Origin of the sequence: Actinoalloteichus hymeniacidonis (assembly GCF_014203365.1) — a bacterium.
Lineage (GTDB): Bacteria > Actinomycetota > Actinomycetes > Mycobacteriales > Pseudonocardiaceae > Actinoalloteichus_A > Actinoalloteichus_A hymeniacidonis.
Map to the genome: position 1 here is coordinate 5,063,638 of NZ_JACHIS010000001.1, position 24,817 is coordinate 5,088,454.

The 24,817-nt window shown below is 67.3% G+C and carries 14 protein-coding genes and 1 pseudogene; 11 read left to right on the forward strand and 4 right to left on the reverse strand.

Translation table 11 applies throughout. The features are described 5' to 3' along the window. Positions 1-409 precede the first annotated feature (409 nt). Together BKA25_RS21335 and BKA25_RS21340 are read left to right on the forward strand one after the other, a co-directional pair. On the forward strand, positions 410-1,612 hold the full coding sequence (locus tag BKA25_RS21335; protein WP_157420967.1) for a 2-deoxy-scyllo-inosose synthase: 1,203 nt from the start codon (positions 410-412) through the stop codon (positions 1,610-1,612). Beyond that, entirely contained in the window at positions 1,609-3,249 is a 1,641-nt protein-coding gene (locus BKA25_RS21340) for an FAD-dependent oxidoreductase (protein WP_069847166.1), read from the forward strand. Before BKA25_RS21335 ends, BKA25_RS21340 begins: the two co-directional genes overlap by 4 nt. A gap of 69 nt (positions 3,250-3,318) precedes the next feature. On the opposite strand, the gene BKA25_RS21345 is transcribed toward BKA25_RS21340, so the two are convergent. Both BKA25_RS21345 and BKA25_RS21350 read right to left on the reverse strand, forming a co-directional pair. Continuing rightward, entirely contained in the window at positions 3,319-4,281 is a 963-nt protein-coding gene (locus tag BKA25_RS21345) for a hypothetical protein (RefSeq protein ID WP_069847164.1), read from the reverse strand. Positions 4,282-4,289: 8 nt separating this feature from the next. Beyond that, positions 4,290-6,035: a hypothetical protein gene (locus BKA25_RS21350; RefSeq protein WP_069847162.1), complete on the reverse strand. Its 1,746-nt coding sequence runs from the start codon at positions 6,033-6,035 to the stop codon at positions 4,290-4,292. A gap of 359 nt (positions 6,036-6,394) precedes the next feature. On the opposite strand from BKA25_RS21350, the gene BKA25_RS21355 reads away from it, so the two are divergent. From BKA25_RS21355 to BKA25_RS21385, 7 genes are all read left to right on the forward strand, one after another. Continuing rightward, positions 6,395-7,849, forward strand: a complete 1,455-nt coding sequence (locus BKA25_RS21355; protein ID WP_084642607.1) for an NAD(P)/FAD-dependent oxidoreductase — start codon at positions 6,395-6,397, stop codon at positions 7,847-7,849. Between the two features lie 25 nt (positions 7,850-7,874). Next, positions 7,875-8,675, forward strand: a complete 801-nt coding sequence (locus BKA25_RS21360) for a methyltransferase domain-containing protein (protein WP_069847159.1) — start codon at positions 7,875-7,877, stop codon at positions 8,673-8,675. 395 nt (positions 8,676-9,070) lie between these two features. Then, entirely contained in the window at positions 9,071-10,873 is a 1,803-nt protein-coding gene (locus BKA25_RS21365; RefSeq protein ID WP_069847158.1) for a hypothetical protein, read from the forward strand. Positions 10,874-10,989: 116 nt separating this feature from the next. Then, the gene (locus tag BKA25_RS21370; protein ID WP_069847156.1) at positions 10,990-12,336 is read left to right on the forward strand and encodes an aminotransferase class III-fold pyridoxal phosphate-dependent enzyme; all 1,347 of its coding nucleotides are present in this window, start codon (positions 10,990-10,992) and stop codon (positions 12,334-12,336) included. Between the two features lie 49 nt (positions 12,337-12,385). After that, the gene (locus tag BKA25_RS21375; RefSeq protein ID WP_069853331.1) at positions 12,386-13,159 is read left to right on the forward strand and encodes an APH(3') family aminoglycoside O-phosphotransferase; all 774 of its coding nucleotides are present in this window, start codon (positions 12,386-12,388) and stop codon (positions 13,157-13,159) included. Between the two features lie 21 nt (positions 13,160-13,180). Further along, positions 13,181-13,945, forward strand: coding sequence for a PIG-L deacetylase family protein (locus BKA25_RS21380; protein ID WP_069847154.1), 765 nt, complete (start codon positions 13,181-13,183; stop codon positions 13,943-13,945). Positions 13,946-14,026: 81 nt separating this feature from the next. Then, on the forward strand, positions 14,027-15,181 hold the full coding sequence (locus BKA25_RS21385; protein WP_069847152.1) for a DUF371 domain-containing protein: 1,155 nt from the start codon (positions 14,027-14,029) through the stop codon (positions 15,179-15,181). Positions 15,182-15,317: 136 nt separating this feature from the next. On the opposite strand, the gene kamB is transcribed toward BKA25_RS21385, so the two are convergent. Beyond that, entirely contained in the window at positions 15,318-16,004 is a 687-nt protein-coding gene (gene kamB, locus BKA25_RS21390; protein ID WP_069847150.1) for a 16S rRNA (adenine(1408)-N(1))-methyltransferase KamB, read from the reverse strand. Between the two features lie 103 nt (positions 16,005-16,107). On the opposite strand from kamB, the gene BKA25_RS21395 reads away from it, so the two are divergent. After that, positions 16,108-17,289, forward strand: a complete 1,182-nt coding sequence (locus BKA25_RS21395; protein WP_069847148.1) for an epoxide hydrolase family protein — start codon at positions 16,108-16,110, stop codon at positions 17,287-17,289. A gap of 42 nt (positions 17,290-17,331) precedes the next feature. On the opposite strand, the gene BKA25_RS21400 is transcribed toward BKA25_RS21395, so the two are convergent. Then, positions 17,332-20,664 (reverse strand): DUF4132 domain-containing protein, encoded by a 3,333-nt coding sequence (locus BKA25_RS21400; protein WP_069847146.1) that lies wholly within the window; start codon positions 20,662-20,664, stop codon positions 17,332-17,334. 1,437 nt (positions 20,665-22,101) lie between these two features. Between BKA25_RS21400 and BKA25_RS21405 the strand changes: the two are divergent. Continuing rightward, positions 22,102-24,816: pseudogene (locus tag BKA25_RS21405) on the forward strand (helix-turn-helix transcriptional regulator); the annotation flags it as partial. Between the last annotated feature and the right edge of the window lies 1 nt (position 24,817).

Consider the following 24,817-nt stretch of genomic DNA (forward strand, 5'->3'; position numbering starts at 1 on the left):
GACCGCATACCCGGCTGACTCCCGAACGCGTGATCATTTCGATCACGTGCACTTCGGCAATGAATTCAAAGTAATTCAGCGATGCCTCAGCCGGGTTAGGAAACTGTGATAATGCGCTCGCAATACTCATCGGCTGCGGCATTACAGTAGATTCCTGGGCGGCGCATTGCCGTTGGCGATGAGTTGGATCAATCCACTGGGGAGTGGCGTCGTGCGCGACGGCGCGACAGCACACGCATGCGGGTGCCCACTCGCCGATCGAACGCTTCCGTCGCAGGCGATACCCGACCGGCGAACGACGCATGAGGGCAAATGATCGTCGCCGTCGGAGTCGAAGGACACCAGATGCCTCCTCGCTGCTCCTTTCGAGGCTGCGCAGGTGGCACCCCGGCAGGACAGGAGATGGTTGATGGCGACTCGGGACGAAGTCGGCGCCGAGAAGCAGGACCTTTTGCAAGTCCGCCAGGTCAGGATCGGTGATGCCGAGTACCCGTACCGCTATGGAGCGGGCTGTATCGGCGCGATCCTCGAAGAACTCGCGACCCTGAACGCCGACAGCTTCGTCGTCGTCTCCGACGAGACCGTCATCGGTCTACACGGCGACGCGTTGCTTCCCGGTCTACGCGCGCTCGCCCCCGTCGACGTGATCAGCCGTCCACCGGGCGAGGGGATGAAGACCCTCACCTGTCTCGCCGAGGACATCGAACGCGTACTGGCCGCAGGTGCCACCCGGCGTACCGTCGTCGTCGCCTTCGGCGGTGGGGTGCCCGGCAACCTCGCAGGGGTCATCGCCGCCCTGCTGTTCCGAGGCATCCGGCTCGTGCACATCCCCACCACCACCACGGCGGCGATGGACTCGGTGCTGTCGTTGAAGCAGGCCATCAACAGCAGCCGGGGCAAGAACCACATCGGCACCTATCTCCCGCCGCACGGGGTGTTCACCGACGTGAATCTGCTGGCCACGCTGCCCGCGAGAGAGTTGCGCTCGGGGTTGTGCGAGGCCGCGAAGAACTGTCTGGCGATCCGTCCCGGTGACCTGCCCGCGCTGCGCGAGGTGCTCGCCGAGGGCAGGCTCGCGGAACCGCGATCGTTGCTCTGGCTGCTGGAATGCAGCATCGCCGCCAAGACCAGCGTCACCGCGCACGACTCCCATGAGAAGCGGGCCGGGCTGATCCTGGAATACGGCCACACCGTCGGGCACGCCGTCGAGCTGGTCGATCACCGCCGTCGAGGCGTCGCCGGGCTCTCCCACGGCGAGTCGATCGCCTTCGGAATGCTGGTGGCGGCCCGGATCTCGCACAACAGGGGCCGACTCTCACTGGACAACGTCCGGGTGCACGACGAGATCGTCGAGGCGCTCGGCGCACCGACCCGGCTTCCCGTCGGCATCGACATCGAGGACGTCCTGGCCGTGGTCCGCGACGACAACAAGCGTGGTTACCTCCCGGCCGGACCGGGCCAGATTCCCTTCGTGCTGCTCGACGACCTCGGCACACCCACCGGGGATCGCGAACTCCCGCTGGTCCCGGTGGACCTGGCCGAGGTGCGGGTGGCCTTGGAATCCCTGGCGCCGCAGCGCATCGCCGAGCCGGTCGGGGCCGAGGTCGGATGACCGCGGCGGGCGACACCGGATACGGTCCGGCCCCCACCGAGGCCGATCTGGCCGATCCCTTCGACGTCTGCGTGATCGGTAGCGGCGCGTCGGGGGCGACCACGGCGTGGCTGCTGGCCAACGCGGGCCTGTCGGTGGCCGTCGTCGAACAGGGCCGACACGTCACCGAGGACGTCGACTACGACGATCTGCTCGCCGAGTCGGAGGCCGCCTGGGTGCGGCAGGAGAACGGCACCTGGGGCAAGGTCGGCTACCCGTGGACGACCTGCAATGTCGGTGGTGGGACCGTGTTCTACGGCGGGGCGTTCTTCCGCAACCGTCCGGTGGACTTCGATCCGGAGACCGCGTTGGGCACGGCGGAGCTGCCACTGCGGTGGCCGTGGGACGCGACGGAACTCGACCCGTATTACACGGCGATCGAGCAGCTCGTCGGGGTGGCCGGGGACACCGACGCCGACCCGACCCTGCCCGCCAGGGACGCGCCGTACCCACTGCCGCCGGTGGCCCGCTCGGCCGAGGGCGCGTTGTTGGCGCGCGGCGCCGAGGCCATGGGTTGGCAGCCGTTCACCACGCCGCTCGCGGTGAACAGCCACGGCTATCGTGGGCGACCGGGTTGTGTGGGCGATGCGCCGTGCATCTGTCGGCAATGCCCGGTGTCGGCCAAGGGTGACGCGGTCACCCGGTTCCTGAACCCCGCGATCCGAGCGGGCGCCAAGCTGTTCGCCGGGATGAAGGCCGTCCGACTGCACACCGAGGGCGGCCGTCGGGCCACCGCGTTGGAGTGCGTTCGGATGGATTCCGGGCAGCGCTATCAGGTTCGTGCCTCGCGGTTCGTGGTCTGCGGCAACGCGGTGCAGACAGCGGCGCTGTTGCTGCGTTCCACCTCGGATCGGTATCCGACCGGGTTGGGCAACAGCCGGGACCTCGTCGGCCGCGGGCTGTGTTTCAAGCTCAGCGAATACCTCGTCGGCTACCGCTACAACGCGGAGTCCGCCGCCACCGGCAGCGAGGTGATGGGTCTCGGACCGTTCTCCACCTGCGCGGTCACCGACCTGTACCAGCGGCCGGAGGCACCGGGCGGGCTCGGCGGCATCCTCTACGAGGCCAGGCCGGAACGTCCTTTCCGACTGCGGGGCAACGAACAGCTGGTTCGCATCGAGGCGCTGGTCCCGGACGAACCGCAGTCGACCAATCGGGTCCGGCTGGGTTCCGGGGTCGATGCCCACGGCGTGACCGACGTGATGATGGACTACCAGGCGCATCCGAGGGATCTGGCGCGGCTGGAGTACATGCTGCGCCAGGGCGAACGACTGTTGGACGCGGCCGGGTGCGATGTGACCGTGCGGGAACCCTCGGGTTGGGCGATGGGCAGCAGCCACCTGCACGGCACGTGCCGGATGGGCACCGACCCGGCCAGCAGCGTCACCGATCCGGATGGGCGCTTGCACGACACCGAGAACGTCTACGTCGCCGATGGCGCGGTGCTGCCCTTCCCCGGCGGTGCCAATCCGACGCTGACCATTCAGGCCGTCGCGCTGCGCACGGCGCACCGACTGCTCGCCTCGGATTTCGCGATCACGCTGCCGATGTCGTCGATCGCGGCAGCTCCGACGTCGGTGATCACCACGATCGGCTAGCGACGCCCACCCGCATGAGAAGGGCCGCCCCGGCTTACGGGACTCCGGTCGGGGCGGCCTTCTCGATGGTCAGGCCGGGGCGTCGAACTTCACGCGCTCGCCGAGGTAGCGGCGCACGGTGTCCAGCCCGGCCACGGCGTAGGCGTTGCAGGTCCCGTCGATGCCGATGCAGCGCAGCGAGCTGTCCCACCGCTGTGGCAGTTCCCGGTACACCCGGTGCACGACGGTGCCCTGCCGGTCCTCGTCCGGGGTGAGCGGGAACTGCAACAGTCCGAGCTCGGTGATGTCGGTGCGCTGTCGGGTCCAGGCGACGACGGCGCTGAGCAGGATCGGAATCCAGTAGCGCTGGAAGGTGCGCCGCAGCACCGGAACGTGGTCGGCGAACCTCTCGGTCAACGCGGCGGAGGACTCCTCGACGACCTCGTCTCCCCGCCGGATCTCGGTGCGGTCGTCGCGGCCCTGGAACAGGTAGGCGTAGCGCACGGCCAGGTCGCTCTGCACGCCCGCCAGGTAGACGGCGCCCTCGTGGTGCACGCCGTAGGCGTAGCCGAGGAACCCCGGCCTGCCCGCGTCCATGAAGTTCCAGTCCGCCGCCTCGAACATCTCCTGCGGCAGCAGCGTCGGATCGTCGAGGTAGCACCGGAAGGTCACCGGCGTGCCGAACAGCGGGAATCGGCCGTCGGCGATGTCGTCGCAGGTCCCGTCCATCGCCACCGAGGTGAAGGGGATGCCCCGGTAGGTGAACGGCATGGCGGGCGACAACGGCGCGGTGTCGTTGAAGGTCCGCAGCAGCTCACCGAGCGAGAGACCCAACGACGCGGCGATGTCCTCCCTCGGTGTCGGGTCCTCCAGCCAGCGCGCGAACAGCGCGCGCCGCTCGGCGGACAGCCTCGGATTCTCGTACACCCAGTCGCGAAGTGCCGCTGGTGGCCAGGGCGTCACGGATTCGACCGCCGGGCCCGCGATGCACTGATGCGCACCGGGCCCGGTGGTCGGTTCCGCGGCCGAGGTGGTGGTGATCGGCGCGGTCATCTGAAGCCCTAGACGTCGTAGGCGGCGGTGGCCGAATCGGGGATCAACGCCGCGCCTGCCATGACAGGGGTCCGACGACGCTTGGCCCAGCCGAGGCCGCGTTCGGCCGGGTGGGTTCGGCCGGGTACCGGCAACTCGTCGGTGTGCAGCCTGCCCGCGTGCACGAGCAGCCGGTTCCAGTCGGACAGGTCGAGCGAGGCGAGGAAACGCCTGCTGAGCCGGGCTTGCTCCATCTTCGCCGGGTCGATCCCGGGCTGCACCGGCTGGATGTGCTCGTCGACGCTGGCGTCGAGCCACACCTCGGTGTCGTCCTGAATGCCCTTGGCCAGCGCGGTGATCGCCTGTTCCGGTGCGACGCCCGCCTCGCGCCGACGCCAGTAGTCCAACACCCGGGAGCCGTGGCCGACCATGCCGACGATCGAGTCGCCGCTGTTCAAGAAGTGTCCGTTGCCGTAGGTGTCGCCCGCGACAACCCCGTTGCCCGCCACCCTGGCGTCGTTGCCCGCCCGCTGCACCAGGTGGACCAGCTTCGGACCGTAGAAGGTGTTGATCTTCTGGATCTCCTTGCGCGGCATCTCGAGGAGTTCCTCGGCGCGCTCCATCAGGAAGTCGTAGATCAACAGTTGGTAGGCGGCGAAGTACTCCGGCGATGCCGTGTCGACCTCCGGCGGAACCATGCCCGCGAGCACCGGATCAAAGGTCAGGTAGTCGGGCACCTGGACCATCATCCAGCCGACCTCGGGGTCGTTCTCGTGTCCGAGCAGCATCTGGCGGACCCAGTACTCGTTGCCGTCCGGGTCGAACTCGGAGGCGATGCGGTACCGGAATCGGCCGGTGGCGTGCAGGCTGAACAGGATCGCCACGTAGTCGGCGCTGGCCGCGACCCTGCCCCGGCCGTTCTCCCGGTCGGACTCGATGTCGAAGCGGGTGAAGCCGAGCTTGGCCGCGTCGGCGCTGTTGGGGCCCTGCGCGATGACGAAGAGTTCGGGAACTCCGATGTCGATGATCGGGGTGCCGGGCTCGCGTACGTGGACGAAGTTGCCTCGGTAGTCGAGTTCGTGCAGCGCCTCGATCCGAATGCGCCTGCGTCCGTCGGGCAGCTCGATGAGACCGTCGCCCTCGACGTCGATGGCACGGTGCTGACTGAACAACCGGACTCGCGGGTACTGCGTGTCGGTGGCGAGGTCCATGGCCTCCAGTGCTTCGAGGTACCGACGCATCAGCGTCAGCAGCTCGGCCGCGGAGACCTGGAACGGGTGCGGGCCGCGCAGTACGTCTTCGAGGTTGCTGCGGATCGCCCGGGGGTCGGGTCGGTTCGGGATCTTCGCGGTGGGCAGTTCGCGGACGACTCGGTGCGGCCTGCCGTCGACCCACCGGTCGTCGATGTACTCCAGGTGATCGACGATGCCCGCGATCTTGAGTTCTTCGTCGTCGAAGTCGAAGAAGCAGTTGATGACCTCTTCGACGGCGATGGTTCCGGTCACCGCGCCGGGCGAGTGGAAGCATTCGGCGAGCAGGAACAGTCTGCCGTCGCCGCGTCGGGGCAGCCGGTCCGCGCCATAGCGCGCCAGCATCATCTGATCGATCAGTCCGAGTTGGTGATAGGTCTCGGCAGCGATGTTCCACGAGGCGCCGGGCGACGGGTCACCGCGCATGTCGATACCGACTGCCCGCTTACCCATCGCGACGGACCAGAGCATGGCCATCATGTTCGTTCCGCCGAGCCCGAGTGCCAGGAAGTCCGGGTCGGTCACTCCACGTAAGTCTTCGTTATCTCCGTGGGTGGAAAAAGACATCGTTCGCCTCCCTTGAGCGTCTCTCAAGACTCCTGCGGCGCACTGGAACACGAGATAGAGCCGATGAGCTCACACAAGGATCTGACAGTGCCCGAACGAGACGCCCCCAGTCTCGAGTCTGAAGCCACCATACCCGAGCGGACGACCGAAGAGCCCTCAGTTAGGCAAATTGTCGACTGCACTTCGCGGTGGTCAGGTAAGACACAATCGCTAAAGTGTGACCTATATCACTATGCGTTGACTGTGTCGATGAGGCGCTGCAACTCTCACTGCCGTGCGGACAACTCACAATTATGCGTCTATTCAGTGGACCGCAAATGTCCACTAACAATTCTGGGGATTCTAAGATTTTTGATGCTGTCGTAGTCGGAAATGGCACTCTTGGCCTTTCCCTGGGACTCGAATTAGCTCGCCGAGGCGTGCAGGTAGCGGTCCTCGGAAAGGCTAGCCGGCCCTTTGCCGCTTCGGCGGTCGCGGGCGCCATGAATGGCTGTTTCGGCGAGGCGACTCCGGGTTTGCTGCAAAGCGAACATGGCCGCACCAAACTCGCCATGGACGTCCGCGCCACGGCCTTGTGGAATGACTGGGAACAATCGATTATCGAAGCCTCCGATGAGCGCGTTATTCGCAGCGCCGAAGGCACGATAATCATTCTGAACACCATCGGCGTTCCGGAGATCGACACGGCCGGATACGCATCGATTCGTGCCGCGCTCGACGAATACGACGAGCCCTACGAGGACCTCGATCCCGACCAGATCGACTGGCTGGCGCCCGAGCCGACCTCGCGCCCGATGAAGGCCATGTTCATCCCCAACGAGCACGCGGTGGACTCCGCCGCACTGCTGCGCGGGCTGGCCACCGCCTTCGTCCGGGCGGGCGGCACGCTGATCGACGAGCAGGCCGTCGAGGTGCTGGTCGACAACGGCCGCGCCACCGGCGTAGTCCTGGAGTCCACCGACGTGGTGTCCGCGCCATCGGTCGTGCTCGCGGCCGGTGTGGCCTCCGGTGACCTACTGGGTTGCCTGCCTCCCGACGTCCGTGCCCGGATCCCCGCGATCGTCTCCGGTTACGGGGTCGCGCTGCTGCTGGAGACCGAGGACAGCACCGCTCCGGACCACGTGATCCGCACCCCGAACCGGGCGTTCGCCTGCGGCTTGCACGTCGTTCCGCGTGGCGACGGCACCATCTACCTGGGCGCCACCAACAACATCTCCACCCAGCCGAGGACCTCGGCTCGGATCGACGACCTGAATCTGCTGCTCGGCTCGACCCGGCAGATGCGCAGCGACCTGGTCGAAGGCGCGGTGCACCGGATCATGGTCGGCAACCGCCCGGTCCCGCTGGACGGCTTCCCGCTGCTCGGCGAGGTCGGTATCGACGGGCTGTGGATGATGACCGGGACCTACCGGGACGGCCTGCATCAGTCGCCGCTGATCGCGAAGGACTTCGCGGCCCGGCTGCTGGGCGAGGAGCACGACACCACCCTCGACGTCTTCACGCCCGTTCGGAAGCCGATCCAGGCGCTGAGCAGGCAGGACTGCTTGGAGACCGCGGTGCGGCACACCCTGGCACTGGGCTACGAGCAGGACTGGGGCATCCCCGTCGACTGGCCGCCACTGATCGAGGAGCAGCTCCGGGGGATGTTCCAGCGCTCGCTGGACGAGTTGCATCCCACCTTCGTCCCGCCCGCCGAACTGCTGGCCTTCGACGATCCCGAGATCACCGCAGCGCTGAGCGCCTACTACCGCGCCCACGACGAGGCGTCGTGATCAGCAGATCCCGCAAGAGAACAGGGTGGGCACCGTGATCGATCCATTGAGAACATCAGGCAAGCAGCAGGACCCCCGACGGGTCGACACCCATACCGCCTGGGGCGAGTACTGGGCCAACATCCACGACGAGTGGATGGGCCCCGAGATCGACGACGACTGTCTGGAGACGCTCGTCTCGCTCGCGGGCGATGGCAAGGTGCTCGAACTGGGCCTTGGCACCGGGCGGGTCGCGCTTCCGCTGGTCCGTGCGGGCCTCGAGGTGCACGGCTTCGAGCTCGCCGAGGAGATGCTCGAGAAGCTGTTGGAGAAACCCGACGCCGATCGGATTCGGGTATTCAAGAAGAACTACATCAACGAGAAGGGCGATGGCCTGTACCGGCTCATCCCCTGGATCGACTGGGGCCCATTCGTCCTGCATTCGCAGGAGGAGCAGACCCGTTGTGTGCAGAATGCCGCCGATCAACTCGAACCCGGCGGTTATCTGATCGTGGAATTGCCGACAAGGCTGCCGCTACCCGCGCCGATTGGCGACGACAATCAGCACCTTCTCGTCGAGTCGATCAATACGACGAGCGTCGGATTGTGGGCCGTCGATTACAATCCTATCGATCAGACGATGTTCACCCAGCAGGTTCTTCTGGAGAACGGCTCGGTTACCGTGCGGCCCGTCCGCATGCGTTATCTGACGCCGCCCGAGTTGGATCTGATGGCGCAGCTGGCCGGGCTGCAGGTGGCCCACCGGTGGAGCGACTGGCGTCGTTCCCCAGTAACCACCGCGAGCAACAATCAGATAGTTGTATACCAGAAGCCGCTGACAGACTGACCTTCTCGATCTTCATCTCTCGGTGCGCACACCGTAGTCGGGCGCATCGGTACGGTAACGGACGGTGCGCTCGACACGATTCCGGCCAGCAGTTTCCAGGAACTCTGGATATGCGGCCGTCTGGGCAGGTAACGTGACAGCACTGGGATTGAAGTAAGCGTACGGACGAAGTCGATGCGCGCCGGCACCGGCCGCACCAATCCCGCGACTCTCTGGGGGGAGTCAGCGGCGACTTGGCCGGTGTCGGTTGACGCCGCGGTATTAGCCGTAGGCGAACTGGGGAGATCAACACACAAGGCATTCGACGGTCGTCGGCGTGCGGGAATCCGCTCGGCGGACCCGCCGTCGCCGAACTGTGCCCTGGGTGCGATCTGCTCATCGACAAGGAGGATCTGGTGACCGACTTCAACCACGGCAGCCACGCCCGGTTGGGCGACGACGAGGATCTACGAGGCGTACTGAACCCGGATTTCCTGGCGCTCGGCCTGGGTGGCACGAACATGATGGCGATGCTGTGGAGCGTTGCCATGGGACAACGCACCGTCGGCGTCGAGATGCGCGGTGAACCCTCACTCGGTGTGCACTGGAATATCCGGGAGGACATGTTCCACCAGCTCGGACTCGTCGATCAGCTGATGTTGGACCGCTACGGCGAGGAATGGGTGCCCAAGCGCGGCGACGGTTCGATCTTCAAGCTCGCCGATTGCTTCTACCACCCGGACACGATCGCCGGTCAGATCTCCGCCGACGAGGTCATCACATGCTTCGAGACCCGAATGCACGTCGGCGGCACCATCGATCACATCGAGTTCATCGACGACCGATACCGGGACGGCAAGCCGTCCCGGACGATCACCCGCACCCCGCCGGTGCCCCGCCCCGCGGTTCCCGATCCCTCCAAGATCCGTACCGACATGGCCGAGGTCCTCGATGGACCGTCGACCTTCCAGACGGCGGCCTCCGAGTTGCTGCGCATGTGGCGGCGCTACCTGGAGAAGATCGAGGAGATGGACCTGGCGGCAGGCCTGGCCGAGCCTCGGGTCCGGATGTTCCTCAAGCACCGGGTGATCCCGACCGAGGGCGACGGCTTCATCCCCGACCGCGATGGCCGGATGCGCATCCGGATCGAGTCGGTGCAGGAGATGGACTACCGGGGCCGTTTCGTGCGGATGCGCGCGCCGGGCACCGACATCATCGACATCGGCATGCCCGAACTGTTCGTGATCGCCGAGGGCTTCTTCAGCAGCGATGCCGAACGGCTCGGCTTCCACCAGCACGACGTCGAGGTCGACCACCAGGACGGTCGGGGCCCGGTCGTGGCCCAGGCCGACTACCTCGCCGGGTTCTGCGAGGTGTTGGTGGACGGCAGGCTGCGTCGCCGGATCTCCTCGGAGTTCGACAAGGACGGCAACGAGTACTGGGTCCGCCAGATCGCCGTCGGCCACGAGGACGACCCCGAGGTCGGCTGGATCCTGGTGCAGGTGCCCGATTTCGAGACCTTCGACCCGATCGCGGAGGGCCTGGTGCCGCCGGACACCGATCGGACGTCGCCGGAGTACTTCGCCGGATACCAGCAGCTGCTGTATCAGTGCTTCATCACCCACGCCGCGGCGGTGTTGGAGATGGAGCCGGAGGAACTGGCCAAGATCCAGATGGACTACGGGCCCAAGCTGTTCAGTCTCATCGAGCGGATCGGCGACGACGCGCGCATCGCCCGCAACGGCCTGATCGCAGGCGACTCCTTCGGCAACGGCCACTTCCTGACCAGCGGCGGCGCCAACTGCGGCATCATCGGCCACACCGCGCGCATCCTGCGCTATTGGCAGGACCGGGCCGCCGGGGTGTCCGCCGAGCAGGCCATCCAGCGGGCCGCAGCGGGCATCAAGGAGGACACCGAGGCGTGGCTGCACGTCAGCGCGCCCGAGTTCAGCCAGGCAGCGCCGATCAACTTCGGCGCGGAGCGGATCCGGCAGATCTCCGAGCAGAGCGGCATCAAGCAGGAGGCCCGCGCGACCACGGTCGACGCGTCCCGGCGCTTCCGGCACAAGCTGGTCACCCTCGACTACTCGGACTGGCGTCGGTTGTTCATTCGCGGCGGCAGGCTCCGCACGGAACCGCTACCCCCGCTGGACCCGGAGCACCCCGCACTGCGTGCCCCCAAGCCCGCTCACGAGACGAGCCGGGTCACCGTCGGCTGAGACGCCGAGCTGTTTTTCCTTTGAGCGGACCGGAACCGTCCGCACGAACAACGCGAGAGCTTCGCAGGGTTGAGGCGGACGGTTCCCGGCCGACCTCGGTAACGGAAAGGATCTAGATGACCAGCACAGCCGGCCAGACCAACCTCGAGACCATCGAGCGCGCCCGCCGCGTCACCGCAGCGGAGAACTACGACATCGGAACCCGGTTCCCCGGCGTGTTCGTCAGCGCAGAGGGCTCGTGGATGCGCGACGTCGAGGGCAATCGGGTGCTCGACGTGACGGCGGCGAGTGGTTCGCTGCTGTTGGGCAACCAGCACCCCGCCGTCGTCGAGGCCGTCGTCAAGTGCGTCCGGGACCACGGCGCCGCGTTCGCCAGCACCCTCACCCCGCAGCGGATCGAGCTGGCCGAGCGGCTCTGTGAGCGGTACCCGGCGGGCGAGAAGGCCGTGTTCTGCAAGACCGGTTCCGAGGCGACCACCACGGCGATCCGGCTGGCCCGCGCCTACACCGGCAAGGACCTGATCCTGACCTCCGGTTACCACGGTTGGCACGACTGGCAGCTCACCTACCTGCAGATGGGCTTCGACCCGGCGTCGCGGGTGGCGAACTTCGGCTACAACGAGACCGGCCTGGCTCGGATGCTGGAGGAGTTCGGCAGCGAGGTCGCCGGAGTCATCGTCACACCGGAACCGGCCTGGTTCGACGCCGCGTACTACCGCAGGCTCTCCGAGGTGTGTGCCAAGCACGGCGTGCCGTTCATCATCGACGAGGTCATCACCGCGCTGCGCTGGGGCCCGCGTGGCCTCAACGGCACCGGCGAGGTGCCCGCCGACCTGATCACCGTCTCCAAGGGTCTGGGCAACGGGCACGCCCTCTCCGCGGTGCTGGGCAAGCGGGAGATCATCGACTCCTACGACAAGGCAGGAATCGCGGGCACCTACACCCGTGAGGTTCCGCCGATGGCTGCGGCGCTGGCCGTGCTCGACGTCATCGAGGACGGCTCGATCCACGAGCACTGCGAGAAGATGGGCGCCAAGCTCAAGGCGGGCATGGGCGAGATCCTCAAGAACATCGGCATCCCGGCCTACATCACCGGCCCGAACATGATGTTCGACGTCGTGGTGGAGTCCGAGGCGCTGTCCTGGGATCTGTACCGCTCCGCATTCGACTTCGGCGCCTACTTCGAGGACAGCGGCACCCACATGGTGACCTCGGCCTTCGGGGACGCCGAGGTGGACCACGCACTCACCGCGTTCGACAAGGGTGCGCGTGTCGTCGCCGAGAAGTTGGAGGCCGACCACGGCGAGCTGCCCACCGAGCGGCGGCTGCAGTTCGCCCTGGAGGCCTTCGGCGGCTCCATCCACGATGACGAGGCGGTGCTCAAGCGCATCGACGAGGTCGTCGACCAGGTGAACAAGCGGGACCGCGATCTACCCAGCGCCCTCGACCGGGCCTGTGGCTGATACATCTTCTGGGCTCGGGACGTCGGCACCGCCGGCGTCCCGACCCGCCCTGGACGGCGAGTGGATTCACATCGCCACCCGCTCGGACGGGGCCAGCGTGTACCGGGTGGAGGGCAGGCACGCCTTCTATGTGAAGACGGCCCCGCCGCGCGAACCCGGTGATCTGCGATTCCGGCCCTCCGACGAGGCCGAACGGCTGCGCTACCTGGCTGACCGGGGCTTCCCGGTCCCCGAGGTGGTCGAACTCGGCGGGGACGACACGCTGACCTGGCTGGTCACCACGGCCCTGCCGGGGGTGACCGCCGACTCCCGATGGACCCCCGACGAGCAGGGATCGGTGCTGCGCGGCGTCGCCGATCTCCTTGCGGCCCTGCATGACGCGCCGCTCGCCGACTGTCCCTTCGACGGCACGCTGGCCCACACGCTGGTCTGGGCGCAGGCCGCGGCCCGCACCGGTCTCGTCGACGAGGACGACCTCGACGAGTCGCGGCAGGGCTGGACCGCCGAGCGGTTGCTCGCCGAGTTGCACGCGACCCCGGCACCACCGGAGGACGACCTGGTGCTGTGCCACGGCGATCCCTGCCTGGACAACGTGCTGGTCGACCCGGACACCTTGGCCCCGACCGGTTTCATCGACGTCGGCAGGTTCGGCATCGCCGACCGGTGGCGTGATCTCGCGGTGTTGCTGCGCAATCTCGGCGGCGAGAACGAGCAGTGGCTTGTCGAGGACGACCGCCACGTCGCCCGGTTCCTACGGCGTTACGACGTCGAGTACGACGAGCGCAAAGCCGCCTTCTACCGGCTGCTCGACGAATTCTTCTGACCACCACAGCACGGAGGCGTCGTGACCGATCGGATTCTGTTGCTCTCGCCGCATCCGGATGACATCGCCTGGTCGTTGGGCGGGCTGACGGCCCGGCTGCGGGCGGTGGATGCCGAGCTGCGCGTCATCACCTTCTTCGGTCGCTCCCGCTATGCGCCCGGCCACCCGACCCATGGGACGGTGGACGCGGTGCCGGTGCGGGCCGCCGAGGAGGATGCCTGGGCCACACTGGTGGGAACCCGGATCCGCCGCGCCGATCTGCCCGATGCCAGCCTGCGTGGTTTCGACGACGACACCGAGATGGGCGCCGTGCCCGAGGACGACATCGTCGCCCGGATCGCCGGATTGCTGGACACGGCGATCGAGGAGTTCCGGCCCGATCTGCTGCTCGCGCCCCTGGCGATCGGCGGCCACGTCGATCACGCTGCGGTGCGCCGCGCGGTGCAGCCCTGGGAGGCCCGCGAGTCGGGCGAACGCCCCGAGGTCCTCTGGTACGAGGACCTGCCCTACGCGGCGCAGGCGGTCGCCGTGCACACCGGTCATCCGCTGGTCGTGGACATCGCGGCGCACTGGCAGGCGAAGGAACTCGGGGTTCGCTGCTTCCCGTCTCAACAGCCCGAGGAGGTCCTGCCGGTGTTGCGGCGACATGCCGCCGAGGTGGCGGGCGAGCGGATCTGGGCCTCGGATCCGACGACGATCAAGCGGTTGGCGACGCTGATCGACGAGCCCGCGCGGCGGCAGCTGTCCCCGGCGGGCCCGCGAGCGGGCACGACGACGGTGCGCTGAGCCGCCGTTGGTGCGGTCCGCAGCCGCACGCCGGCTATGCTCCAGGCGCCCGGTTAGCTCGGCACGAAAGGCGCGCGGACCATGTCGAACGAGCTGTTGCGGCTGCGCTGCCGGGGTCATGCCGAGGTGCGGGGCACCCATGCCAAAACGGTCGAGTTCACCTCCGATGCCGACATCACCGGCCGGGCCACCTGCGTGGTCGGGGTGGCCGCCGAGGCGATCGGGCCCGCCGATCCCGCCATCGCCGGTCCGCTGCGGATCACCATGACCTCCGGCGAGCACCGGGCCGTTCTGCATGCCACCGGCAATTCCCGATGGCGACCGGGTTCGGCGGCGGTCGTGCGGCTCAGCTCGGAACGGCTGCCCGGCACGCTGGCCACCGATGCCGACACCTCGGCCGCCGATCTACCCCGGGAGTTGATGCGCACGCTCGCCGACCCGACCGCCGAACTCGACGTCCGCATCGAGCGCGCGCCCGGACCGCCCGGCGGCGTGCTGGTCCGCTACCGGGCCCAGCCGGACCATGACCGACGGCTGGCTGTCGAGTGTGCCGCCGCCGATCTGGTGATCGCCGAGGACATTCCCAGCCGAGCGGTGATCGCCGAGCACGGCGCGGAACTGGGACTGTCCTCCCAGGTGGTGGCCTGTCTGGCCGAGGGCGGCCGGGTGTTGGCGGTGTCCACCGCAGGGCTGGCCGATCCGACGGTGTTGGCCGTGTTGGCGGGACCCGACCGGCCTGCGGTCGAGGTGCTGGGCCTGCCGCCGGAACTGGCCGTGTCGGCCGTGTCCCCGCAGCGAGCGCCGGTGCTGCTGGCCACGGCGACGGCGCCGCGCGAGGTGCCGCGTCTGGTCGGCAGCCGCCCGGAGGTGGCGGTGGTGTTCGGTGCGCCCGCTGCCGAGCTGCCCAAGATCCTCGCCGAGGTCGACAGGCAAGCTGCCGGTCCGCGCACGGCGGCGGTGGCTGTTGCCACGACCTCGGGGGCGGAACGGCCGAGCTGGGGTCGGGCGGCCGAGCTGCGGCTGCCGCGTCGGGGCGAGCTGCTGTGTCGGGTGGATGCCGTGACGCAGCCGGGCGGCGAGGTGCCAGCGGTCGACCCGGCCGGCCTGGTCACCGCGTTGTTGGCCGATTCGGTCTCGACGCGGACGGTGGCGCTCGCACTGGCCGGTCAGCCCGGTTGGTCGCGCAAGCAGGCCTATGACTTCGTGCTCGCGGTCAGCGGCAAGCAGCCGAAGTGACCTGCTCGCAGTACGCCCACTTTTGTTGGCTTATCCGCACTGAAGTTGCCCTATCTGTACTTTAGTTGGCTTATCTGTCTAATAGTTGGGGTGAACCGGCGACAACACCGTCGGGTGCCTCGGCGAACGGCTGAGCTCAACCCGGCTGCTGCCCTGTCTCGGCAGGCTCGGCGGTCGCGTTGATCACGCCGCGCAGGGCTAGCACGTCGAGCTGATCGCGGGAGCTGTTCAAGCGGCGGGTCCACGAGGTGGCCAGGGCGTCGATCTGCTCGGCGTCGAGGTATTCGGCCTCGTCCAACCGCCACCCCTGAGCGGCCAACACCGGAGCCAGATCCCGCAGGGCCGATTCGGGGGTCGGCTCGGGGTGCTCGCCGACCTCCGGCACCGAGGGCCGCCAGGCGTGCAGGTTGAGGCTGATCAGGAATTCGGCGTCCGGCACGCAGATGGCGGCCAGGTCGCGCAGCATCGTCAGATCGGAGCCGAGCATCCCGCGCAGCAGGCTGCCCCAGGGCATCAACACGTGGATCTCGGTGACGCCCCGGAGTTCGGCGGGCAGCCGCTCGACGCCCGCCCATACGTAGAGCAGGTTCGGCTGGCCGCCCTTGGCCGGTTTCGCCGAGGCCTTGGCGGCGATCTTGCGCAGGTTGTCCTTGGCGGCGTCGAGACCGATGACCAGGTCGTCGGGCCTGCGGCGAGCGACGTGATAGGCGTGTTTGCCGTCCCCGGTGCCGACATCCAGGACCACGCCCTGGTGTCGAGACAGCAGCTCGCCGAAGTCGGCCGCGTTCATCTCGACGATCTGTTTCCCGGTGACCCGACGCATGGATCGGGAGCCTAATGCGTGTCCCGCGCCCTTCCGCCGTACGCCACCGATCCCGTGGTTGAAAGCGTCACCACCACGGCGTCGGCCGTGTCAGGCTGTGCCGATGAGCCCAGCCGGAGCCGAGTCGGCCGAATCGACCGTGCGGCCCTTCACCATCGCCATCGACGAGGGCGAACTCGTCGAGCTGCGGGACCGCATCGCGCGCACCCGGTGGCCGAGCCCGGCGCCCGGCGCCGCCTGGGAACAGGGCACCGATGCGGCCTATCTGCGGGAGATGCTCGACCACTGGGCCCATCGATTCGATTGGCGGGCCACGGAAGCCGAACTCAACCGCTTCCCGCAGTTCCGGATGGATCTCGATGGCGTGCCGATCCACTTCGTCCACCAGCGGGCCGCCCACGGTCCCGGTATCCCGCTGATCCTGACGCACGGTTGGCCGAGCACCTTCGTGGAACTGCTGCCGCTGGTGCCGCTGCTCACCGATCCCGCAGCGCACGGCTTGACCGGTCCCGCGTTCGACGTGGTGATCCCCTCGCTGCCCGGTTACGGCTTCTCCGGTCGCCCCGACCGCGAACACACGATGCGCGACACCGCCGCGTGGTGGCACCGGCTGATGAACGGCCTCGGCTATCGGCGTTATGGCGCGCACGGCGGCGATCTCGGTTCCGGGGTGAGCACCTTCCTCGCGCTGGATCATCCGGAGGCCGTGTCGGGCCTGCATCTGTCCAATCTGGAGTTCGCGCCCGTCCTGGATGACCAGTCCCCGCCGCTGTCTCCCGCCGAGCGGGCCTACGCCGAGGCCGAATCGGCCTGGGAGGAGCACGAGGGCGCCTACAACCTGCTGTTGTCCACCAAACCGCAGACGCTGGCCTACGGGCTCGCCGACTCCCCCGCCGCGCTGGCCGCGTGGGTGTTGGAGAAGTGGCGGGCGTGGAGCGACTGCGGCGGCGACCTGGATTCGCGATTCTCCCGCGACTTTCTGGCGACCACGCTGACCCTGTTCTGGGCGGCCCAGGATGTCGGGCTCTCGCTACGGGACTACCACGACAACCGTGCGGTCTACGACGCGGTGACCCCGCAGGATCGGGTGCGGGTGCCGACCGGGATCGCGTTGTTCGACCACGAGTTCGTCGATTGCGGGACCCCGCCGCGCGAGTGGGCCGAGCGGCTTTACGAGGTCCGACGATGGCGGCGGATGCCCAGGGGCGGCCATTTCGCGGGCACCGAGGAGCCGGGCCTGCTCGCCGAGGAACTTGGCGCGTTCTTCGGCGAGCAGGCGGGCTGATCGGCCGGTCCTAGGCCGTCACGGCGGTGGGACCGGCATCGCTCACTCCGGCAGGCCGTGCAGGTCGGACAGCAGTTCCGAGACGGTGATCGGGTCGAGATCGCCGAACTTCTCGATCGGTGCGGCGTAGTAATAGCCCGGGGCCGGCCGCACGATCTTGAGTTCGATGATTCGTTGCTGCGGGGCATTGGACATCCAGGCGACCTGGATACCAGGCGTGAGATCGGCGACGATGATGCGATCGCCCGGAATCGGCCGGGCGATCCAGAGCTCCAAGCCATCGCTCTTATCGGTGGACCGCAGCCAACCGCGCTTCTCCAGAGCGACCAATGCGTAGGTCGACACCGGCCGGTCGGCGAATCGGGTCAGCCGCTTCTGTTCGGCATCGCCAGGTTCGAGGGTGTGAATCGGGCGGCCCAGCTGCGGGAACGGCTGGAGGATCTCGTAGTCGCCGAACACGGTCGTCCAGGCGGCGAGGTCGCCGCCGAGGTCGATCGGGTGGGCGATGCGAACCCCCGTCGTCTCACCGAAGCTGACCTCGGCATCGTCGAGATCGGCGAAGGTCCGGTCCTCCGCCAGTCGAAACGCGCTGCCCTCGGTGGTGATCCAGACGAGTCTGCTCACCAGGTGCCACAGCAGCGGATGCTCGACGAACAGCGAGCGGAAGTCGGCGATGCTCCACTGCCGTTGCGTCACCATCGCGCGTTCGAAGCGGCCGATCTGGTCCTTCGCGACCGTGCGGAGGTCCTTCTTCAACGCGGTGAACTGCTTATGCGCGGCCGGGGCAAGCTGAGCATCGTCCTTGGCGCCCGGCTTCGGCAGTGTCTTGCGCGGGGTTCCGCCCTCATCGAGCACCACCGGGGTGAGGTTGTTGTCCAGCGTGATCCGGAAGGAACGCGTCCCGTAGTCCAGGGTCAGGCCGCCCTGGTCGTCGAGGTCGAGATCGGGCACCAGCCGGTCGGCGAGCTGGTCGGACGTCAACCCGCTCTCCCTGGCGAGGGTGTCGATCTTCTCGGCCGCCTTGGTCCTGATCCCCTGATACTTCACCTTGGTCGCGATGCTGTTCAGGTGCAGCAGAGCCACGTCGGATTCAATCGAGGCTAGGACCTCCAAGGCCTGCACCGCTTTCGCGTGCGCGCCCTCGCCGGGCCAGGTCCGGATCTTGGGGGTAAGCCTTCGTGCCGTCTCGTCGTCGCCGATCACGGCGAGCGAGTACAGGAAGGAGTCCCCACGGGTCCGTTCGCAGAGCTGCCAGCCGAATTCCGCCAGCGATGCGGAGTCAAGATGCTCGCGGAGAAGCGCCAAGCCCGCGTAGGGATCATCTCGATTGGACATCATCAGCATCGTGATGAGGTGCAGGACCGCACTTCGGGGCAGCGCACTTCGCCGGTGATGAAGGAGCACCTGCGGCAATAGGTCCAGGTCCGGCGTCCACCACTCTGCGTCGTCGTACTCACGAACTCTGGCGGGCAGGACATACGCGGGCTCGACAGCCAGGAACTTTTCGAGCGCGTTCGCCACCTTGGCGCCGTGTTCCTGAGCTGCATGGACGATCTCGGCCGCGTCGGGGCCCGCGCTGTCGGCGGCGATGAATCGCAGCGCGGCCTCTGCGGCCCGCCGCGCCGCCCCGAGCTTGCCCATGGCGTCGGGGATCAGCAGCCGTACCGCGTTGCTGCCATGCCTGGCGAACCACTCCTGCGCGACGGACCGCACTCCGGGCAGCCGGAGGAACCAATCGGCGATCTGCCGGGCGATCGGCACCGTGCACAGTGGCAATAACCGATCCGCGTAGGCGGGCGGGTTGGTGCGGGCCACCGTCAAGGCCACCTCGGCGGCGTCCACTTCGTGTAGCGCCACGATCCGCTTGACCAGCAGCGGATCCCAGTGCTGCCGGGTCTGCGCATCCTTACGCAGTCGGCGGCGGAGATACTTCACAGTGGATTTCGTGGGCTCGACGGCGAATAACAGTTGCGACTGGTGGTCGTCGAGTTTGCCCCGCTGGTAGGCCTCCATGTGCTGATCCCAGTCGGGATCGTTCGGGGTGGTCACCGAGTCGGGCAGGATGCCTTCGGCAGCCCACCGCTGCTGTTCACCCGCTGCCCAGGAGACGGTTTGCTCGTCGAGGGTGATGAGTTTCTTGTGGACCACTCGCCGGGCACGCGGGGCTTCGCCCGACCAGGGCGGGCTGGCCAACAGGGCCGGCAGTTCTTCAGTGGTGGCCTCCCGCACCTTGCCCGCCTTGTGGATGAGCTTGGCCCGTTCGGCCTCGGAGAGCACGGATTCGGCAAGCTCGGGGTGGGCGTCGATATGGGCAATCAACAGGCGCCGCATCAACGTCGCCTTCTTCGATTCGCCTGCCGAAGCCGCCGCGAGCAACCGCATCGCCCGGACCGGGAACCGCTGTGCAGCTTGCCGGACGAGCTGATGGACGCCACTGTCCTCCAACCGAGAGAGCAGCATGGTGAACGCCTGATCCGTGGGCAGGACACTCAGAACCTCAAGCACGTTCTGCACCCCACGACCGTCGTCCAGCACCTTCTCAAGCACCGGTAGCACCGACGTCCTGAGCGTCGCCGTCAAGGTGAAGGCCAGCTCGGGTCGCGCCAGCCAGCTCCAACTACGCCTCCGGGAACCCAATTTCTCCAGCTGACCGGTGGTTCCGACCGCACCGATCAGCAACCGCCACGGGACCTGTGGCAGGTCGACGGTGGCCATGCCCCGACACAGCCCGTCGATCCACGTCTGTTCCGTAGGCACCAGGAACGACACGACGATTCGTTGGAAATCCGTGGTCCGATGCGCCGCGAGGGCCTCGACGACCTGTCGATACTCGGTGTCCGCCGCGACAGCCACGAACGCGCGTAGCCGGGCTGCGATGTCCTCGTTGACGCCGATCCCCCAGTCCTCGTGATGATCTTCGCGGACCCGCAGATAGTTGTAGCTGGTGCGAGTCGGGTGCTTGAACACGTAGACCCTGGCCAACTCAGCGACGGCCTCGGCGGCGAAGGTCAGTCCCCAGGTTTGAATCCAGGCATCGGCGAAGAACCCGAGGTGCTTCCAGTCGTCGATCTCGCATTCCTCGCTGATGACCGTGAAGACCACCGCAGCGCCGAGCGGGGTGGCCTTGCCTGCCAGATGTGCGCGCCCGGCCTCGTCGAGCGTGGCGTCCCCGGCCATTCTCGACAGGTGATCCCGGATCGCGTTCTCGTGGGAGCGCATCCGCTGCACGGCCGCGTCATCCAGGACCATCCGTCTACCCGTCGCCTCACCGCGCCGAGCGAGGATCTCCGCCCGCCATGCCTCGGGAATCACCAGGACGGATTCATCGGCTTGTGCTTCGACCACGTCGGCTTCCTCGGTCGATGTGTTGCTCATCGGTTTACTCCTTGTGAAGACTGTGTTCGCTACCCCGAATGCCTGATTCGCCCCCGAAGTCCGATGCGCGCACGGACTCCAGACACTCGGTGTTTCGCTGCGCCGGAGGATAGGCAGCCCCACCGACATGAACCGGTGGACCTACAGTTCCCGCTTCCCACTACCCGCACGGGAACGGACGTCCTCACCGGATTCCTCCGACGCGAGGCGACATTGAATGGCTCTCCAGCCGGGTCTCGAAGTCGATACCCGCCGGTAACACATTTCGAGCGGCGCGTCCCGCCGATAAACGACCGCCCGTCGCGCTAGCGGGTTTCGACCACGCCCATATCTCCGCCACAAAGCATGATGCGAGTTGGCGAACCAGGCTCGTATCTCACGCGGCGACCACACCCGCTTCGTCCCTCGCCGAACACGAAGACAGATCCGCAACCAGAGTCGAAATACCCGATAAACGAGGTTAACCGGACAGAACAGGGCGACCTATTCGCAATGGTCGTCGAGCTAACCGACCGCCGACTCGAAGTCGCCACGCGCCGACAATCGGCTACGGCTTCCTCCCGACCACCAAGGCGCTACATCGGTAGTGATGCCGGCGCGATGCCCGACGCGGGTCGACCGAATCCGCCGCCATGCCGTCCGGAAACCCGCTCGGCGACACCGACGGCCGGGCCATCGTCGAACCACCAGGCGGTACGCGGTCATTCGACAGGCGTCCGCACGGCCCAATTTCTGGCACGGTGAGCCAGCCGATTCACGTCACACCGAGACCTGTGGCAGATCCGACGACATGCCACCCGAGGCACCGACCACGCCCGTTCCCGACTCGTACCACCTGGCGAAGAACATCCCGATGAGACGCAACGGCGCACGTCGCGGCTCCCTCAACCATCCACCGGTAACCATTCCGTAATACACTGTATATCTCCGGACCGGCTAAAGTGCATGGTCAGCATTGAGTTCCGGTGCGATTGCACTATCTGCAACGGAGAACAATCGGCCACCGTCAGACCAACAGTGACCGAACAGAACGAAGCGGCAGCCAGGCATCCGGCTCTAGCACAGCGATCATCGGTTGTCCAGAGGCAGCGCAGACCCTAGGATTGAAATAGAGAGTGATCGTTTCCATTGCTCGAACGATCGGCAAGATGGTGCGCCTCTCGCCCACCACGCAAGTCGCGCGCGGATAACACATTCGACGGCGGAATGACTAGCCACGGTTGCGACAAGACTCGCGGGATAACCCTTGACCGACCACGATCGTGTGTTAGGCTCCCGCCGAGAAGTGGCCGGCCATCTGGGGGCGTCAAGGCAATTCTGCACGGCACGATAACCAACCGTTTTTGTCCACGTTCGGCGCCGAATCCGGCAGCCGTCGGACATCGACGGCGCAGCAATACTTTTTCAACTCGACTCGCCAGCTGGGGGTAACACGGCATGGCTTATTCGGGTCACCGTGAAGCACTACATACACTTAAAATCCTACTCGATGAGAGTAGCGCACATAATGGCAGATTAGCTCTCATTACCGGAGGTCCCGCAAGCGGCAAGACGGAACTATTGCACCGCCTATCGCGAATTGCAAGCGAATCGGGAGCATTGGTTCTGAGCGCCACCGGTTCGCGTGCGGAGAGCCTGCTTCAGATGGGCGTCGTCGAACAACTCTTCTACAGTTCCGATGTTCCGCCGGAGATCACCGATCAGGTATCCCGGCTCGTCACCGCCGAGACCCTCAGCGTCGAGGATGTCGGCCCGGATATCCGCACCCTGCAACACGCGGGCGCGCGGATGCTGCAAGAGGTCTGTGCGGCGCTGCTGAAGCTGTCCAGAAAACAACCGGTCGTCGTGTGCATCGACGATGTCCAATTCGTGGACAGCTCCTCCCTGCAACTGCTGCTCTACCTGCGGCGGCGGATGCAGTCGGCGCCGATCCTGCTCGTGCTCAACGAATGGGAGTACCTCCAGACCACGCTGCCGCTGTTCTACGCCGATCTCACCAGACGACGCCATCACCGGATCAAGCTCGGCCCGCTCTCGCTCGACGAGGTCACCGACCTACTCGGCGAGTCGATGCCCTCGGTGATCGCTGCTCGACTCGCCCCGGCGTATGCCGAACTCACCGGCAGTAACCCGATGCTGCTCAACGCCCTGGTGGAGGACTACGAGAGCGCCGAGGCGACCTCGGGAACCGAGCGCCAACCCGTGGTGGGGGCGGCGTTCGGCCGCGCGGTGCAGGCCTGTCTGCATCGTTGGGGCAGCGAACTGATCGGCGTCGCCCGATCGATCGCCGTGCTGGGTGCGCAGGCGACGCCGGTGCTCATCGCCAGGTTGGCGGGCCTCACCCCGGAGACCTCGGGCCGCATCGTGGATATCCTCACCTCCGCGGGTTTGTTGCGCGACGGCGAGTTCCGGCATCCGGCGGCCGTCGAAGCGGTGCTGACCGGGCTCTCCGAGGAGGACCGCCCGCTCGTGCACCTGTTCGCCGCCGAACTGCTGCATCAGGAGGGGGCGGCGGCACCGAAGGTCGCCCATCATCTGGTCGCCGCGAACTCCGTCGACTCCGATTGGGCGGTCGGTGTCCTGCGGGATGCGGCGAAACAGTCGTTGGCAGGCAATCAGGTCGACCTCGCGGTCCAGTGTCTGAAACTCGCGTTGGCCAACGCCGAAGATGAGGACGAGCGGCTGGAGATCTCGGTATCGCTGAGCCGGGCGCTGTGGAGCATCAATCCGTCGGCGGCCGCGATCCACCTCACCGGGCTGCTTCCCGCGTTGGAGGACGGCAGACTCGCTGGTCAGGACGCGGTGACCGTGGCGCAACACGCCATCTGGAACGGCAACCGGGCGACTGCGGCCAAGACACTGGAGATCCTGCTCGGTGCGTTCGGCGGCGTGGACCCGCAGACGGCCGCCGAACTCCGTATCGCCTACGAATGGGTGTTCGGCTCCGCGCACGACGTCTTCGGCGCATTGGGCACGACGTCCCCGCCGCCAGGCGAGGACCCGGTGGTGGACACGACCCGGATGTTGGCCACCGTCTGGGAACACGGCGGTGACGGCACCGCCATCGCCAGCGCCGAACACATCCTGCAGAGCTGCCGCCTGGGTGCGATGCCGCTGGAACTGGCGGCGACCGCCATTCACACCCTGGTCTACGGCGGCAAACCCGTGCAGGCGGGCCGGTGGTGCGAACGGCTCGCCGCCGAGGCGGCCCGGCAGGGCGAGGTCACCTGGCAGGCCGTGATCGGCGCGCTGCACGCCGACATCCTGTTCCGCTGCGGGGACGCCGTCTCGGCGATCCGCACCGCGAACCAGGCGCTGTCCCGGTTGCCACCACGAGGTTGGGGCGTCCAGATCGGCTATCCGCTGGGCATCCTGGTGCTGGCGGCCACCGCGCTGGGCAGGCACGACGTGGCGAACGAGGCGTTGCAACAGCAGGTCCGCGAGGCGACGTTCACCACGCAATGGGGACTGCGCTACCTACACGCCAGGGGGCACCACCATCTGGCCACGGGCCGAGTGTTGGCGGCGATCGACGACTTCCAGCGGTGCGGTCGGCTGATGAAGGAGTGGAGCATCGACTTCCCGATGCTGGTGCCGTGGCGCAGCGGCCTGGCGGAGGCGAATCTCCAGCTGGGCAGGCCGAGGGTGGCCCGCGATCTGGTGCGCCAGCAGTTGGAACGCATCGGCCCCGCCGACACCCGCACCAGGGGGATCTCACTGTGCACGCTGGCCGCCAGTAGTGAACCGGCGCAGCGCGGTGCGTTGCTGCGTCAGGCCATCGATTGTCTGCGGGCCTCGGGTGATCGCCTGGCACTGGCCAAGGCGGTGCACGAGCTGAGCAGGCTTCGCCCCGGTGCGGAGCCGGATCGGCCGGGTGCCGTGGTGGCCGCGCAGCGGGCGGAGATCACCGCCCGGCGGCTGCCGATCCCGGCCCCGAAGCGCCCCGAGGAGCACCGCCTCCCGCGCGCCTCGACCGGCGCGTCGAGCAATGAGGCGACCGGCCTCGGCTCGCTCAGCGACTCCGAGCGTCGCGTCGCGGAGTTGGCGGCGATCGGCCACACCAACCGCGAGATCAGCGACCAGCTCTACGTCACCGTGAGCACCGTCGAACAGCACCTGACCAGGGTTTATCGCAAGCTCGGGGTCAAACGTC